Below are 15961 nucleotides of genomic sequence, written 5' to 3' on the forward strand. Positions count from 1 at the left end.
ATGACAGTATACGATAACTTATTTAAAGAAAAATATAATATAAATTCAAAAATAATTGAATTTGTAAATAATATAGAGGAGAAGCTACAAGATAGATTTAAAGAGTTCAGTGACATAGCTCAATACAATCAAGTAAAAATCTTAAAAGCTATGCAGGAAGAAGGATTAAAAGCAACTGATTTCAATTGGACTACAGGATATGGATACGGGGACATTGGAAGAGACAAAGTGGAGTCTATATACACTAGGATTTTTAATGTTGAAGACAGTCTTGTTAGGTCAAATATAGTCTCAGGAACCCATGCCATTACTCTAGCAATTAAATCTGTATTAAAACCAGGCGATCATTTCTTATCAGTAACCTCAACACCCTATGATACTCTACAAAAGGTAATAGGACTTCGAGGTGATAGTCCAGACTCCTTAATCAATTCTGGATACAAATACTCTGAAGTGCCTCTAGTTGATAATATGATAGATGTTGATAGCATAAAAGATTATATCCAGGACAACACAAGTCTTGTTATCATGCAAAGATCAACTGGTTATTCTAATAGAAGAGCTTTTACAGTTTCTGAACTTAAAGAGGCCGTAGATGAAGTTAAAAAAATTAACAAAGATATAAAAATATTCGTAGATAATTGTTATGGAGAATTTACAGAATTAATTGAACCAAGTGAAATTGGGATTGATATTATGGCAGGATCTCTAATAAAAAATCCTGGTGGAGGAATTTGTTATACAGGGGGATATGTAGCGGGCAAGGAAGAACTTGTTGAAAGGGCAGCAAATTTTTTAACAGCTCCTGGAATAGGTAAAGACTGTGGACTAACTTTTGGTATGACAAGACAAATACTTCAGGGACTTTTTATGTCACCCAAAATTGTTGAAGATGCAATAAGAGGTGCAACATTATTTTCAAGATCTTTTGAAGAATTAGGTTTTAAAACAATACCTTCTAGCACAGACCCAAGAAGTGATATTGTTACGGCAATTGAATTACAAAAACCAGAAATTCTTGAAATTTTCTGCAAGTACATTCAATTTTCTTCTCCAGTAGACTCAGAGTTCACGCCAATCCCTTGGGATATGCCAGGCTATGATGATCAGGTAATAATGGCAGCAGGCGACTTTATAGAAGGTTCATCTATTGAATTATCGGCAGATGGACCTATGAGAGAACCTTATTATGTATATTTCCAAGGAGGCCTCTCTTACTATCACATTAAATTTTCACTTATAAACTTATTAAATGCCCTTTACAAGGAAGGCTTAATAGAGATTTAATAAGCTTAAAATTTACAGTTTGGTCTTGATAGCTTATAAAAAAATAAAATAAAGGATTCAAAGAGAGTAGGTAAGTTACCTATTCTTTTTTATTACTTATAATTCTGACTTTGTAGAAGTAATAATAGTTTTTTAAAAATTAAATAGATAAACGTATTATGAGTAATTAATCTGATTTAATTTTATTGAAAAAGATTAGTTTTATTTATTACAAATTGCTTTATTTCAGCTAAGTAATATAATATAAGTGTGTATAATTTATATACAATAGTTTTATTTGTGAAAGAAGATAAATAATTTTCTAATATATTTAATTGAAGATGAAGCAACAAAAAAACTATCATAAAATACTAGGAGGATTTAATGAAAAAGAAATTTATTAATGGAAAAATTTATGGTTATAAAGATGCTACAGAAATCTTAGTTGAAGATGGTAAATTTGTAAAATTTGGAAAGGACTTAGGAGGAGCAGATGAAGTCATAAATCTAGATGGAAACCTTGTTATCCCACCTTATGTCGATGCTCATCTTCACCTAGACTATTACATGATAGGAAAGACAGATGAAGTTAAGAATGAGTCAGGCACACTATTTGAAGCAATAGACCTTTGGAATTATTTTAAAAAAGAATCAACTAAGAAAGAAATGAAGAAGAGAATTCGTCAGGCTGTAGAAGATTGTGTTTCCTATGGAACTCAATATATCAGAGCACAAACTGACTGTACTGATCCAAATCTAACAGGTATTAAGGCTGCTCTAGAAGTTCGCGATGAATTAAAAGATAAGGTGACAATCCAAGTTGTAGCCTTCCCTCAAAATGGTATGTATTCTTACAAAGAAGAAGGCAAAACTGGTAGAGACCTTGTTGAAGAAGCTCTTGAGTTAGGTTGTGAAGTTGTTGGAGGAATTCCTCACAATGAGTGGAGTCGTGAAATTGGTGAAAAATCTATAAAAGAAATAGTTGACCTAGCATTAAAACACAATAAATTAATCGATGTTCACTGTGATGAAACTGATGATGTGATGGCAAGATTTTTAGAAGTTCTCAATGCTGAAGCAATGATAAAGGGAATATCAGAAAAAACTACTGCAAGTCACACTTGCTCCTTTGGATCTTCTGATGATTCTTATGCATTTAGAATGATGGGACTCTTTAGGAAATCTAAACTAAACTTTGTATCCCTACCAACAGAAAATGCCTTTCTACAAGGACGTCAAGATACTTATCCAAAACGTCGTGGCTTAACTAGAGTTCGTGAATTCGTGGATAATGATATTAATGTTTGCTTTGGGCAAGACTCCATTGTTGATCTTTGGTATCCAGCAGGTAATGGTAATCTTATGAATATTCTTGATAATGGGATCCACCTTGCACAACTTATGGAAGAAAAAGATTTTGGAAAGAATCTAGACTTAATAACTTATAATGGAGCAAAGGCTCTTTGCATTCAAAATGAGTATGGATTTGATGAAGGAAAACCTGCAAACTTTATTGTTCTTGATGCACCAAATGAGTTTGAAGCCATAAGAAATAGGGCAGAATGCCTATCATCAGTGCGTAATGGTGAATTCTTATTTAAAAAGGCTAAAAGAGAATTTGAAGTTCCACTAAATTTATAATAAATTTTTTGACTTATTAACTAATTTTAATCTCATACTTTAATAAGAACATAATAAACCCCCTCTATCCTAATTTGGAAAGAAGGGGTTATTTTTAGATGTATATTTAATTAAATCTTCTATAAAGTCCAACTATTTTGCCTAGTATATCAATATTTTCGAAGTATAGAGGTTCCATTGTATCATTTTCAGGTTGTAGTCTAAATCTATTTTCTTCTTTGTAATAAGTTTTTATTGTTGCTTCATCTTCGATTAAAGCTAAAACTTTTTCTCCATTAGAAGCACAATTTGTTTTTTCAATAATTACATAATCGCCGTCGAATATTCCTGCATTGATCATACTTTCTCCAGAAACCTTTAATATAAAAAGTTCCTTATCAGAAACAAAGTCAACAGGTAAAGGCATAGTATCTTCGATGTTTTGAACAGCAAGTATTGGAGCACCGGCAGTAACCTTGCCAACTACAGGTACATCAACAGTTTTCTTTTTTAGCATCAAGATATCATCGTCTTGTGGAACAATTTCAATTGCTCTAGTTTTTGATGCATCCTTTCTTATATAGTTAGTAGATTCTAATTTTTCAAGGGCGTAGTAAACAGTTGAAGTTGATTTTATATTACAGCCAGCACAAATTTCACGAACAGTAGGTGGGTAGGATTTTGATTCGATAAATCTTTTAATAAAAAATAAAATTTCAAGTTCTCTTTGGTTTAAATCATCGTACATGGATTTACCTCCTAATTTTTATAAATATATAATATCACATTTGAACAAGCATTTCAAACTTTGGTTTAAAAACTTTGTTCTTTTATATTGACAAAAAAGAACAAATGATATAACATTTGTTTAGAACTTATATTTAATACAGGTGTTTGATACAAAGGTTTAAACTGTCGTTAATATTTTTGAGGTGATTATATGAGACGTACTATAGTAATTAAAAAACAAAAAGTTCTTTTCTTTCTTTTACTAATTTTTATTTTTAATTCTGGATTAGTAGTAAAGAACGAATCAGAATTGGAATTTAAAGACAAAGAAATTGTCTATGATGTATATACAGTAAAGAGGGGAGATACTATTTGGACTATATCCGAAAATTATGAATATAAAAATAAAATGAGATTTGTAATGGACATAGAGAAAGCAAATAGTATTTCATCATATGATATAAAGCCAGGATACAAGCTAGCAATTCCTATTTATAAAAGTAAATAGATTGAGGCATTGGACACGCTTTTCTGTTTGACTTATGCTTTTAAAAGATATACAATTATTTTAAGGCTTTCTGCCTTAATTATGATTTTAAAACTTGAAACATGAAAACTAAATAGGAGGTGTGTAGAATGGGTTTTAGTACTTTAATATCTATTATAATCGGTATTATTGGCTTAGCTGTTGGCTATGCTATTAGAAAATATATTTCTGAAGGTAAACTTAAAAATGCTGAAGAATTATCTAAAAAGATAATATACGATGCTGAAAATCAAGCACAAACACAAAAGAAAATGTTGCTTGTTGAAGCTAAAGAAGAGATTCAAAAGTTAAGATCCGAACAAGAAAATGAAGCTAAATTAAGAAGAGCTGAAATTAAGGAATTAGAAGATAGAGTTTTATCCAAAGAGCGCCAATTAGATAAGAAATCTTCTCAAGTTGAAAGAAAAGATGAAAAACTTAGCAAGAAATTAGAAGGTCTAAGAGAAAAAGAAGACCAAGCTGATGAACTTGTAAAGCAAAGAGAAGAGGAACTTCAAAAGGTTGCTGGTCTTACAAAGGACGAGGGCAAAGAAATTCTTTTAAATGAACTTAAAAAAGAAATAACTAATGAATCTGCACTTATTATTAAAGAAAATGAAAATAGGATCAAAGAAGAATCAGGAAAATACGCTAGAAACGTTATTGCGCAAGCAATACAAAGATGTGCAGCTGATCAAGTTGCAGAGTCTACTGTAGCAGTTGTAAATCTTCCAAATGATGAAATGAAGGGAAGAATAATTGGACGTGAAGGTAGAAACATTAGAGCTATTGAATCAATAACTGGAGTTGATTTAATTATTGACGATACTCCAGAAGCTGTAGTTTTATCTTGTTTTGATCCAATAAGAAGAGAGATTGCAAGAGTAGCTCTTGAAAAGCTAGTTAACGATGGTAGGATTCATCCAACTAAGATTGAAGAAACTGTTGAAAAAGCTAAGAATGAAGTAGAAACTATCATCAAAGAATCTGGTGAACAGGCAGCTTATGATGCTGGAGTTCATGGTCTTCATCCAGAAATTATTAAATATTTAGGTAGACTTAAATATAGAACTAGTTATGGACAAAATAACCTTAAGCATTCAGTTGAAGTTTCTGAGATTGCTGGTATTCTTGCAGGTGAAATTGGCGCTGACGTTAAGCTTGCTAAAAGAGGAGGATTGCTTCACGACTTAGGTAAGTCTGTTGATAGGAATCTTGATGCTCCACATGTTGATGTTGGGGTTGAAATTGCAAGAAAGTATCACGAGTCAGAATTTGTTATAAATGCAATTCAGTCTCACCATGGTGATGTTGAACCTAACTGTGTTGAATCAGTATTAGTTCAAGCAGCAGATGCAATATCTGCAGCAAGACCAGGTGCTAGACGTGAAACAGTAGAATCCTATATCCAAAGATTGGAAAAACTTGAAGAAATTGCAAATGAATTTGATGGAATTGAAAAATCCTATGCTGTTCAAGCTGGACGTGAAATTCGTATAATTGTAAAACCTGAAAAAATATCTGAAGCAGAGATTACTATCACTGCTAGAGAGATTGTTAAGAGAATAGAAGCAGAGCTAGATTTCCCAGGACAAATTAAAGTAAATGTCATAAGAGAAACTAGGGCTGTTGAATACGCTAAATAATTAAGAACCTGACTTTTGTCAGGTTTTTTATTTTATAGGAGGTGATAGCTTGATAAATTCGAACTTAATTGATGATTTTTTAGATTACATGAAATCAACTAAGGGAGCTTCTGATAATACAGTGAAAGAGTACTATTATGATCTTAGGATGTTTGTAAGGTTTATAAAGAGAAGAAAGGGTATTGTAGACTCAAAGGTTGATTTTGACGACATAACTATTGAAGACATTAGTCCTGAACTTTTGGAAAGTGTAACAAAACAAGATGTCTATGCTTATAATGCTTTCTTGGAAAGAGAAAGGAAGATATCTAATAGGTCCAAGTTTAGAAAAATCTCTTCAATTAGGAGTTTTTATAACTATCTCCATGCAAAGATTGATATAATAAAAATTAATCCTGTTATAGATATAGATATGCCCAAGGTGGAGAAGACTCTTCCAGTTTATTTAACTTTAGATCAAAGTTTAAATTTATTAAGAACAATTGAAGAATCTAAGAGTAAGCCTCTCTATAAAAAAAGAGATTATGCTATAGTTACTTTGTTTTTAAACTGTGGAATGAGACTTTCGGAACTAGCAGGTATAAATATTTCTCATTTACAAGAAGATAATACTCTAAAAGTTATTGGAAAGGGTAACAAGGAAAGAGTCATTTATTTAAATGAAGCTTCAATTTATGCTATTGAGGAATATTTAAAAGTACGTCCTCAAATTAAGGATGATGCTTTATTCTTGTCAATGAGACAACAAAGAATGAGTAATAGGTCTATTCAACATATGATAGAAAAACATATGAAAAATTCTGGACTGGACACTAAAAAGTATTCTGTCCATAAGCTTAGACATACTGCAGCTACGCTTTTATATGAATATGGAAACGCTGATATTAGATCACTTCAAGAAATTTTGGGACATGAGTCTGTAAACACTACTGAGATATACACCCATGTTAACAAAGAAGCTTTGCGAAAAATGGTGGCATCAAACCCTCTTTCAAATTTAGATTTAAAAACTAATGCTTCAAAAGACAATGAAGAGAAGAATCAATAAAAAGGAGATTTTATGAAAAACATTAAAAAATTATTAGGAATTGGAATTATGTCCGCAGTTTTAAGTACATCTGTTTTTGCAGCTGGTAAATTACCTAAGGAAGCAGCTGATAAGGATATAAATATTTATATTAATGATAGTATACAAAATATACCTGAAGATATGGGTAGTGCATATCTTGACAAGACTAACGATAGGGTAATGGTGCCGGTTAGATATATAACAGAAAACCTTGGCGCTAATATAAACTTTTATCAAAGAAAGGAAACTAAAACTAGTGGTATCTTAATAGGAGCCATAGATGTTTTAGTTGAACTGGATATAGATTCAACTAAGGCAAAGGTAAATAATGGAGGAAATGAAAGTATAGTTAATTTAGATTCTCCTGCAATACTTTATGATGGAAGGACCTATGTTCCAATTAGATTTATTTCTGAAACTTTAGGCCTTAATGTAGATTGGAAGAATGATTCAGTTTATATTTCTGGAAATTTTAAAACTAAGGGAAAGAGATATAATTATGAAGAGGATAATAAGGATCTAGATAAGAAGGATAATGAATTAAAAGAATTATCTAAGGAAGATTCTAAAGATTTAAAAGATCTAAAGAATACAAAAGCTGAGTTAAATAAGTCTAATAATGAGAAATCACTATTTGATTTTTAAAATATATTCCGTTGAGTGAGAGGGGAACCTCTTAAAAGCTAAAAAAATCTTATATAAAAGAAGAAAAAATTAGTCACAAAATAATAATTTTGTGACTAATTTTTATGTTTTTTTAGATTTTTATCTTGTAGCCCTCTTTTTTTAGAAAAATCTTAAATTTACTATTTTTTGATTTTCACCATTTTACTACCTACTTTCTATAATTTTTTATCCTTCTTAATTATATTTTGTTTTTATTGTTTAAGTTATTATTCTTTTTAATTTTGCATTTTAAAGCCTTAACTTAAATTTATTTTCATTATATTCGCATCTATTTTAGTCTTATACTATATCTTTTTAAACTTGCACTATATCTTTCATTAAATTAGATTTTTTAGCTTGTGAAATCATTTAATATTAAGATTATTTAATATATTATAGTTATACATAAACTTCCTTTATTATAATGTTTCCAGTCATTATATTTTATCAAGTAAATAATGATACCCTATTAAATAATAAATGATAATAATTTTTAATTTATACCTTTATTATTTTTTATAATCTTCTTTCAATTTTACTTCTCCACCTATAAAATCATTTTCTATACATATGTTTAGATTATCTGTTCTTTTTATTCAATAGCTATAATATGTTATAATTACTCTCAGGTGATAATTATGTCCTTAGATGGTACAGTAGTAAAAAGTTTAGTATATGAAATAAATAATTGTGTTAATGGTGGTAGAATAGATAAAATTTACCAAAGTGACAATAACGATTTATTAATTAATATAAGGGCTAATGGTAAAAGAGAAAGGCTCTTTATTTCCATTTCTGGTAGCCCTAGAATGTATTTTAGTGAAGAAATCTTTGATAGTCCGCAGAATCCACCGGCATTTTGCATGCTTCTTAGAAAACATCTTGAGAATAATCAAATACTCGCTGTTAATCAATATAAGATGGATAGGATAGTTGAAATTCATGTAAAATCTCGTGATGAACTAGGGATGTACAGTGAAAAGTCTCTTATAATTGAACTTATGGGTAAACACTCCAATGTTATTCTTATTGATAATGAAAGTAAAAAAATTATAGACTCTCTAAAAAGAGTTAATTTTAATCTTTCAAGCGTTAGAGAAGTTCTACCTGGTTTAACTTATAATGAAGAAGATATATCAAGTGGCCTTAATCCCTGTGATACAGACTCAATAATTGATCTGATTAAGACTTCTCAAGAGAACCTTAATCTAAAATCTTTCTTTTTAAAGAACTTTACAGGTATAAGTCCACAAATGTGTAGCGAGATGGAGTATAGATCAGATATTGATTTTAAGAGAAATATTTCTTCACTTAATGAAGAAGAGATGGAAAACTTAAATAAGAATTTCCTTAGTATCTTTAAGGATATTAGAGACAATAAATTTTCTCCAATAAAAATCATTAGAGATGATGTCTTTAAAGACTTCTATTCAATTGATCTAGAATCATTAAGTGATTATGAGAAAATAAAAGTTGAAATGGTCTCTCCCCTTCTAGAAGAATTTTATAATTCAAAATTTTTAAGGGATTCTTTAGGATCCAAGAGCAAAGAGCTTAGAAAGGCTGTTAAGAAGCATATAGAAAAAACTAATAGGAAGATATCAAACCAAGTAAATGAACTCAATGCTGCCCTAAATAGAGACAAGTTTAAAGTTTATGCCGATCTTTTATCTTCAAATTTTCATAGAATTGAAAAAGGTGAAAGTTCTGTCACAGTAGAAAATTTTTATAATGAAATGGAAGAAATGAAAATTCCTCTTGATCCTAAATTGGATGGGCCTTCTAATGCCTCTAAATATTATAAGAAATATTCAAAGCTGAAAAATGCAGCTGTTTTTCTAAGTGAACAAATTGAAATCGGAAAGTCTGAAGTGGAATATTTAGAATCTATATTATTAAATATCGACTTCGCAGAGACTCCTGATGAGATTGATGAATTATACGAAGAGTTAGAAAAAGAAGGTTATCTAAAGAAGAAAAAAAATAATAAAAAGAAGAAAAGAAAAGACTCTCAAGAAAATTATCTTGTTATAAAAACAGAAGATGGATTTGATATTTACATTGGGAAAAATAATAAACAAAATGATTATTTGACTCTAAAAAAAGCTAGAAAAAATGATCTATGGTTCCACGTAAAAGATGCTCCAGGATCACATGTAATTTTAAAAAATGATAATAGGGATTTCTCAAATAGTGCAATGATGACTGCAGCAAAATTGGCTGCTAAGTATAGCTCATTATCCAAATCTCAAAATATACCAGTAGACTATACCTTCAAGATAAATGTAAAAAGACATCCTGCAAAAAAACCAGGTTTAGTATCTTATACAAATTACAAAACAATAAATGTAAACATATAAAAAAGAATAAGGTATTCCTTATTCTTTTTCTTCATCTTCATCTTCATCTTCATCTTCATCTATAAAGTTTAGTCTTTGTAAAACTAATTTATATCCATCAGATCCATAGTTTAAAGATCTATTAATTCTAGATATAGTAGCAGTTGAAGCTCCAGTTTCAGTTTCAATTTCATGATAAGTTTTATTCTTAACTAATAGTTTAACAACCTGAAGTCTTTGTGCAATTGCTTGTAATTCTTTAACTGTACAAATATCTTCAAAAAATCTATAACATTCTTCTAAGTTTTCAAGTAAAAGAATAGCTTCAAACAATCCATCTACATCTTTATTTTTTAACTTTGAGTCGTAAATCATTGTATTTCCTCCTGACTTGTAGTTTTCTAGCATATAATACATAAACGCCCTTTATGTTCATTAATATATTAACAATTTTACTTGCTAAAGTCAAGAAAATATTACTCTTGATAAGGGCTAACTTCACTGATTCCGCCCTTATTTTTTACATAAAATGATTTGTCTGAAATTTGTGACAAATGGGGATTATGTGTTACCATAATAATTTGTCGGTTAAAAACATTTGACGACTGTTTCAAAAATTCACCAAGATTGAAAATATAATCATTACTTACGTGCTTCCCAGGCTCGTCTAATATTAAAGGTCCTGATAAGCTAGGTTGATTTTGTTGTAAGAAAGCAATTCTAAGAGCAAGTGAAATAATATCTACAACTCCACCACCACGGGCTATCTCAGGTTTGGTTTTTATACTATAACCTTCAGAATAGTTAGATTGCACAAAGAATTCGGCTATGGGTACAGATCTTGCTTCAGATAGTTCTATTAAAAACTCAATATCTGTTTCAAAAATAAATTGAAGACATTTTGTAACAGTATCTTCAATTTGCCTTTTAGATTGTTCTCGAGCAAATTCAGAGGTTTTTTGAAATAATAGGGATACTTGACTTAAAATTTCACTATATTTCTCTTTTTCTTCAAGACTTTTTTCAATTTTTTCTAATTGATCCTCTAAAATTTCAATTTTCCCCTCATCATTTAATATCTTATTATTTAATTTATTTAAATTTAAATCCAATTCCTTTATGTCCAAAAAATCACAACCTTGGCATTAAGTCATTGGCTTCGTTAAAGAGCTTATCAATTTCATTTTTTAAATTAGATATTTCCTTTTCTAAATCTTCTGGTTTAATACCTAGTTTTTCAATCTCAAGTAAAATATCTTTTTTTTGAGAATTTAATTGTTCAAGTCTTGCCTCAGACTTATACTTCATATTTTTTAGTCTGTCTAATTCTTCTTTTAAATTTTTTAAATTTTCTTCATAATTCATTTAATCATTCCTCAAATGGTATTTTATATGCTCAATGGACTCATTATTTATTTCACTATAGCAGAAAGGACAAACTCCAATCTCTAGAATAGTATTTTCATAAGATTCAGTATAATTTTTTATGCTACTCTCAATATCTTTAAGATTATTATTTTCTAATATATAATTATTTTTTATTCCTTCCAAATTACTAGAAAAGTCTTTTAACAACATGAAAGACCTTATCTTTTCATTTAATTCATTAGATATTTCTTCAATATTTGTATTATTATCAAAAGCTTTAATGTAATTATATCCATAATTTAATTTATCAGTAACTTTTGAGAGGATTTCCTTTTCTGAATAAAGTTTAAAATATATGCTTATTTTATCTTCTAAAAAACTAACGATATCAGTAAGTCGTTCTCCATTTTTAAATAAATCTATATTATTTTTAGTTTCCTTGATTAAATCAAGGTTAGACTTATATTGCTTATAAAGGCTTGTATATGAATTTAATTTAGCTTGCTTGTATTCAATCTCTTTAGATTTTTCATATAAAATATCAATATCATTTAACTTCTCTAAGTTTTGTGACAAAATTTTTGCTTCCGAATCAGTTTTATTAAGCTTTGATAAATAAGATTCATAGGCATTACACCTTATTAAATTGGCTTCAATTTTTGGGAGTGTATTTTCAATAGTTTCTATATTGCTAAATTTTTCAATAAAGTCACGAACTTTTTCTATCTCAAAACTATTTATATCGTATTTTTCTTTCAAGTTAGATGCTAAATTTAGTTTGTCCTTTAGACCTGCAATCTTTTCTCTAATTTCGGAGATCTTTTCGAATTTTTCTTTATAGTCTTTTACATAGTCATATTCTTTTAATTGGTCTTTGATATTATTTCTATTGGATCTTAGACCTTCTACTTCTTGATTAATTCTTTTATTATCTCTTACAACAGTTCTAAGAGCATCATCGACATAGTTAACCCCAATAAGCCTTCCTATTGCTGAAGCCCTCAATGAAGCTTGTTCATTAAGTAGAAAAGGTCCATCTAATTGTTCAGCTATATTTAAAATGCTTTTATTGTTGGAATTATCAAGTGAGACCCTATACATCTGAGTTGCATCTGTAATTTCTTTTGGTACATCTAATCCAAAACCCTCAAATCTCATTTCTTCACCTTGAGCATCAAGTAGATAATATGAATTTTTTGAAGGAGTTCTAGATCTTTCTACAACTACTCCATTGGAGAAAACAATTTTAACTGAGACATCCTTCTCTCCTTGTCTAATAAAATAGTCTCCTCTGGGTTCATTATAAAGGGCCCATTTTATTGCCCTTAAGATAGCAGTTTTTCCAGCATCAGAATTTCCTAAAATAACATTTAGGCCTCTGTCAAATTCAATTTCTGTATGACCGTGAGATTGAAAATTTATAAGTTCAATTTTTTTTATATAAATCATGAGTATCTACCCTCATTAATTTGAGCTTCTTCTACCCTTTTAAGGGCTTCTTTTTTTATTTCTTCACTTATATTTTCACTTTTAGATATCCTTAAAAGCAATTCGAAAATATCAAGACTCTTATAATTTGTGGAGGCTTCGATACTTTCTTTAAACTCTGCCATTTTTATTCCCTTAAATTGATGCCTTTCCATTTCTGACCTATCAAGAACTTCTTCACCGGGCTTGGCAGATTTAAGATATCTTTCTTTTATTTCAATTTTGTCGTCTAAGGTAATAATATCCACCTTAGGCTTTCTCTTAATTTCTATTTTGGAGTTTGAAATTCTAATTAAGGCACCTGGATTTACAAAAAATTTATTATCAAGCTCCTGAGTTTTAAATCCAAAATGGTAATGTCCCCCTAAGGTTATATCTGCTTTTGTATCTCTAATCTCATCTATAAGTGTATGAGAAACCTCTTTAATAAAAGGTTTGTCAATTAAAAAACCATGTGTCATATGTATTGCATACTTACATGAGTCATCAACCTCATCAACTATATAATTACTCCTGTTGGAAGTGTCATCCATAGAGTATATATAAGGAGATCCAGTTAATTGAACTCGTAGATTATCCTTTTCTAGGATTATCTTTTTGTAATTTACAAGATTCATAATTCCCAAATTGCATAGAAGCCCTAACATGGTTCTATCTAAGGTGTCAGGGTTGTGACCAAAGATGTCATGGTTTCCACTTATTATATAAATTGGAACACCGTAGGATTGGAAAATTTTTGCAAAATCAGAGACGATAGAGACAGAAACATCAGGTCTGTCAAATAAATCGCCTCCATGTAATACAAAATCAATTTTTTCTTCTTGAATAATACTTGAAATTTCTTTTAATTTCTCTTTTAAAGTTTCACAATAATCATCTAGTCTGTTCTTTGGGCTAGTTCCCCTAATGTGAGTATCTGTTAAATAAAGTAATTTCAATAAATCACGCCTTATTCTTCATTAGTAGTTGATGTATCTTCTTCATTTTTTTCATCATCAGGAAGTAGGTTATAGTAAACTCTTACTTTATGATCGATTTCTTTTAATATATCAGGGTTTTCTTCTAAGAAATCCTTAGCATTTTCTCTACCTTGACCTAGTCTTTCTTCTCCATAAGAATACCAAGCTCCAGCTTTTTTAACAATATCAGCTTCGGCAGCAACGTCAAGAATATTTCCTACACTAGAAATTCCCTTACCATACATAATATCAAATTCTGCTTGCCTAAATGGTGGAGCAATCTTATTTTTAACAACCTTAACCCTTACTCTATTACCAATAATTTCATCGCCTTTTTTGATGTTTTCAGACTTTCTAATATCAAGTCTTACAGATGAGTAAAATTTAAGGGCCCTACCACCAGTAGTAGTTTCAGGGTTACCAAACATTATTCCAACTTTTTCTCTAAGTTGGTTAATAAAAACAACTGTACACTTTGATTTATTAATTGCTCCTGTTAATTTTCTTAGGGCTTGAGACATAAGTCTTGCTTGAAGTCCTATTTGTGCCGCTCCCATATCTCCATCTATTTCTGCTTTTGGAACAAGAGCTGCAACAGAGTCTATTATTATTAAATCAACTGCATTAGATCTTACAAGAGCTTCTGTTATTTCTAAGGCTTGTTCACCAGTATCAGGTTGAGAAATTATTAAATTTTCAACGTCTACACCAAGATTTTTTGCATATCCAGGGTCAAGAGCGTGTTCTGCATCTATAAAAGCTCCAGTGCCGTCCATTTTTTGAGCTTCAGCTAACATATGAAGCGCCAAAGTAGTTTTACCTGAAGACTCAGGACCATAAATTTCAATAATTCTTCCCTTTGGTATACCACCAATTCCAAGGGCAATATCCAGGGCAAGTGATCCTGTTGGAATAGCATCAATGTCAAGCTTTACATCGTCTCCAAGAATCATTACGGATCCTTCACCATATTGTTTTTCTATTTTTGATAAAACATTGTGAAGAGCTTCTTGCTTTTCTTTACTTAAATTGCTTTCTTTCATAATTACTCCTTAAAATTTTTCCTTAGTAAATAAAGAATTTGTGATAAAGTCCTATTTACTGTGCTTCTACGAATTTTATTTCTATCTCCTGAGAAGAAATAATGTTTAGTATTATAATTATCTTCACCAAAATATATACATGTGAAGACATTTCCTACTTCAGTTTCAGATGAATTTGGTCCTGCTTCACCAGTAGTTGAAACTCCAATATTAGCTTGAGTTCTTTCTTTTACACCCTTAGCCATTTCATACGCTGTATTTTCACTTATTGCTCCAAACTTATCTAAAGTTTCTTTAGATACATTTAAATTTTTGTTTTTGGAACTATTTGAATAAGTTACAAAAGAAGACTCTAAAACATTTGATGCACCACTTACATCAGTAATTGCAGATGCCATCATACCACCAGTTATTGATTCGGCAAAAGAGATTTTTAAGTTATTTTTCTTTAATATATCCACAATCTGTTTTGCAACATCCTCATTATTTTCAGAATATATGTGAGTTGTAAACTCCTTATATAGGGAATTTATAGTCTGTTCTATAGAAGATTGTAGCATATATTTTTCTTGACTCTTACCAATAATCTTGACCTCAGTATGCGTTCCATGGGCAAAAGTATTTATAGAAATGCTCTTATCGAGGAAATTCATTTTCCTTATTCTATCTTCTATTATGGATTCTCCAAGTCCAATAATATCAATGGATTTAACCATTATATTGTCTTTTGTAAAGGATTTGTTTGAAAAATAATAGTCTAGCATTGGTTCCATTTCATTGGGAGGACCTGGCAGTAAGATTATTTTTTTATTGTCAAATTCTATATATTCACCTAGGGCTACTCCCCACATGTTTTCTATTTTTTCTGACCCTTCAATAAGCATAACCTGCTTTAGGTTATTAGGTGTCATCTTTCTACCAAGTCTATTAAATCTATTTTCCATTTTTTGTTTTTCATCTTCATCAATGTAGACTCTTCTTTTTAAAAACTTTGCAACAGCATCTCTTGTTAAATCATCTTCTGTTGGTCCTAGACCACCACATATAACAATTAGGTCAGATTTTTTAGAAAGATATTTTAATTCTTCTACAATGTCATCTAATCCATCATCTACAGATACTTGTCTTATAACGTCTATTCCCATATCAGTTAGTTTTTCTGATATGTATTTTGAGTTAGTATTGGTAATGGATCCAATTAAGATCTCTGTACCAACTGTAAGAATACTTGCTTTCATAAAT

15 protein-coding genes are annotated in these 15961 nt (G+C 30.0%); 7 read left to right on the top strand and 8 right to left on the bottom strand.

Annotated elements, in window-relative coordinates:
- Together HMPREF3023_RS04510 and HMPREF3023_RS04515 are read left to right on the top strand one after the other, a co-directional pair.
- The gene (locus HMPREF3023_RS04510) at positions 1 to 1287 is read left to right on the top strand and encodes a methionine gamma-lyase family protein (RefSeq protein ID WP_070701158.1); all 1287 of its coding nucleotides are present in this window, start codon (positions 1 to 3) and stop codon (positions 1285 to 1287) included.
- Positions 1288 to 1650: 363 nt separating this feature from the next.
- Complete coding sequence (locus tag HMPREF3023_RS04515; RefSeq protein ID WP_070701160.1) at positions 1651 to 2907, top strand: amidohydrolase family protein; 1257 nt, start codon at positions 1651 to 1653, stop codon at positions 2905 to 2907.
- 106 nt (positions 2908 to 3013) lie between these two features.
- On the opposite strand, the gene lexA is transcribed toward HMPREF3023_RS04515, so the two are convergent.
- Positions 3014 to 3634, bottom strand: coding sequence for a transcriptional repressor LexA (lexA, locus tag HMPREF3023_RS04520; protein ID WP_070701162.1), 621 nt, complete (start codon positions 3632 to 3634; stop codon positions 3014 to 3016).
- Between the two features lie 192 nt (positions 3635 to 3826).
- On the opposite strand from lexA, the gene HMPREF3023_RS04525 reads away from it, so the two are divergent.
- The 5 genes from HMPREF3023_RS04525 (at position 3827) to HMPREF3023_RS04545 (ending at position 9882) form a co-directional block, all read left to right on the top strand.
- Positions 3827 to 4123, top strand: a complete 297-nt coding sequence (locus HMPREF3023_RS04525; protein WP_070701164.1) for a LysM peptidoglycan-binding domain-containing protein — start codon at positions 3827 to 3829, stop codon at positions 4121 to 4123.
- A 128-nt stretch (positions 4124 to 4251) separates the two neighbouring features.
- Positions 4252 to 5787, top strand: a complete 1536-nt coding sequence (gene rny, locus HMPREF3023_RS04530; RefSeq protein WP_070701166.1) for a ribonuclease Y — start codon at positions 4252 to 4254, stop codon at positions 5785 to 5787.
- Positions 5788 to 5836: 49 nt separating this feature from the next.
- On the top strand, positions 5837 to 6835 hold the full coding sequence (locus HMPREF3023_RS04535; RefSeq protein ID WP_070701169.1) for a tyrosine recombinase XerC: 999 nt from the start codon (positions 5837 to 5839) through the stop codon (positions 6833 to 6835).
- Between the two features lie 12 nt (positions 6836 to 6847).
- Positions 6848 to 7501 (top strand): copper amine oxidase N-terminal domain-containing protein, encoded by a 654-nt coding sequence (locus tag HMPREF3023_RS04540; protein ID WP_070701171.1) that lies wholly within the window; start codon positions 6848 to 6850, stop codon positions 7499 to 7501.
- A 659-nt stretch (positions 7502 to 8160) separates the two neighbouring features.
- On the top strand, positions 8161 to 9882 hold the full coding sequence (locus HMPREF3023_RS04545; RefSeq protein ID WP_070701172.1) for an Rqc2 family fibronectin-binding protein: 1722 nt from the start codon (positions 8161 to 8163) through the stop codon (positions 9880 to 9882).
- 18 nt (positions 9883 to 9900) lie between these two features.
- Here HMPREF3023_RS04545 and HMPREF3023_RS04550 read toward each other — a convergent pair whose 3' ends face one another.
- From HMPREF3023_RS04550 to HMPREF3023_RS04580, 7 genes are all read right to left on the bottom strand, one after another.
- Positions 9901 to 10236 carry a YerC/YecD family TrpR-related protein gene (locus tag HMPREF3023_RS04550; protein ID WP_070701174.1) on the bottom strand — a complete coding sequence of 112 codons (336 nt, stop codon included), beginning with the start codon at positions 10234 to 10236 and terminating at the stop codon, positions 9901 to 9903.
- Positions 10237 to 10337: 101 nt separating this feature from the next.
- Complete coding sequence (locus HMPREF3023_RS04555; RefSeq protein ID WP_070701176.1) at positions 10338 to 10988, bottom strand: DNA repair protein RecN; 651 nt, start codon at positions 10986 to 10988, stop codon at positions 10338 to 10340.
- A gap of 4 nt (positions 10989 to 10992) precedes the next feature.
- Positions 10993 to 11226, bottom strand: coding sequence for a hypothetical protein (locus HMPREF3023_RS04560; RefSeq protein ID WP_070701178.1), 234 nt, complete (start codon positions 11224 to 11226; stop codon positions 10993 to 10995).
- A complete protein-coding gene (locus tag HMPREF3023_RS04565) occupies positions 11227 to 12678 on the bottom strand; it encodes an AAA family ATPase (RefSeq protein ID WP_070701180.1) in 1452 nt (483 codons plus the stop codon).
- Positions 12675 to 13655, bottom strand: a complete 981-nt coding sequence (locus HMPREF3023_RS04570; protein WP_070701182.1) for a metallophosphoesterase family protein — start codon at positions 13653 to 13655, stop codon at positions 12675 to 12677. Before HMPREF3023_RS04570 ends, HMPREF3023_RS04565 begins: the two co-directional genes overlap by 4 nt.
- Positions 13656 to 13666: 11 nt before the next feature.
- Complete coding sequence (gene recA, locus HMPREF3023_RS04575) at positions 13667 to 14719, bottom strand: recombinase RecA (RefSeq protein WP_070701184.1); 1053 nt, start codon at positions 14717 to 14719, stop codon at positions 13667 to 13669.
- 2 nt (positions 14720 to 14721) lie between these two features.
- Entirely contained in the window at positions 14722 to 15957 is a 1236-nt protein-coding gene (locus HMPREF3023_RS04580) for a competence/damage-inducible protein A (protein ID WP_070701186.1), read from the bottom strand.
- Between the last annotated feature and the right edge of the window lie 4 nt (positions 15958 to 15961).

This window comes from Peptoniphilus sp. HMSC075B08 (assembly GCF_001815405.1).
Taxonomy (GTDB): Bacteria; Bacillota; Clostridia; order Tissierellales; family Peptoniphilaceae; genus Peptoniphilus_A; species Peptoniphilus_A harei.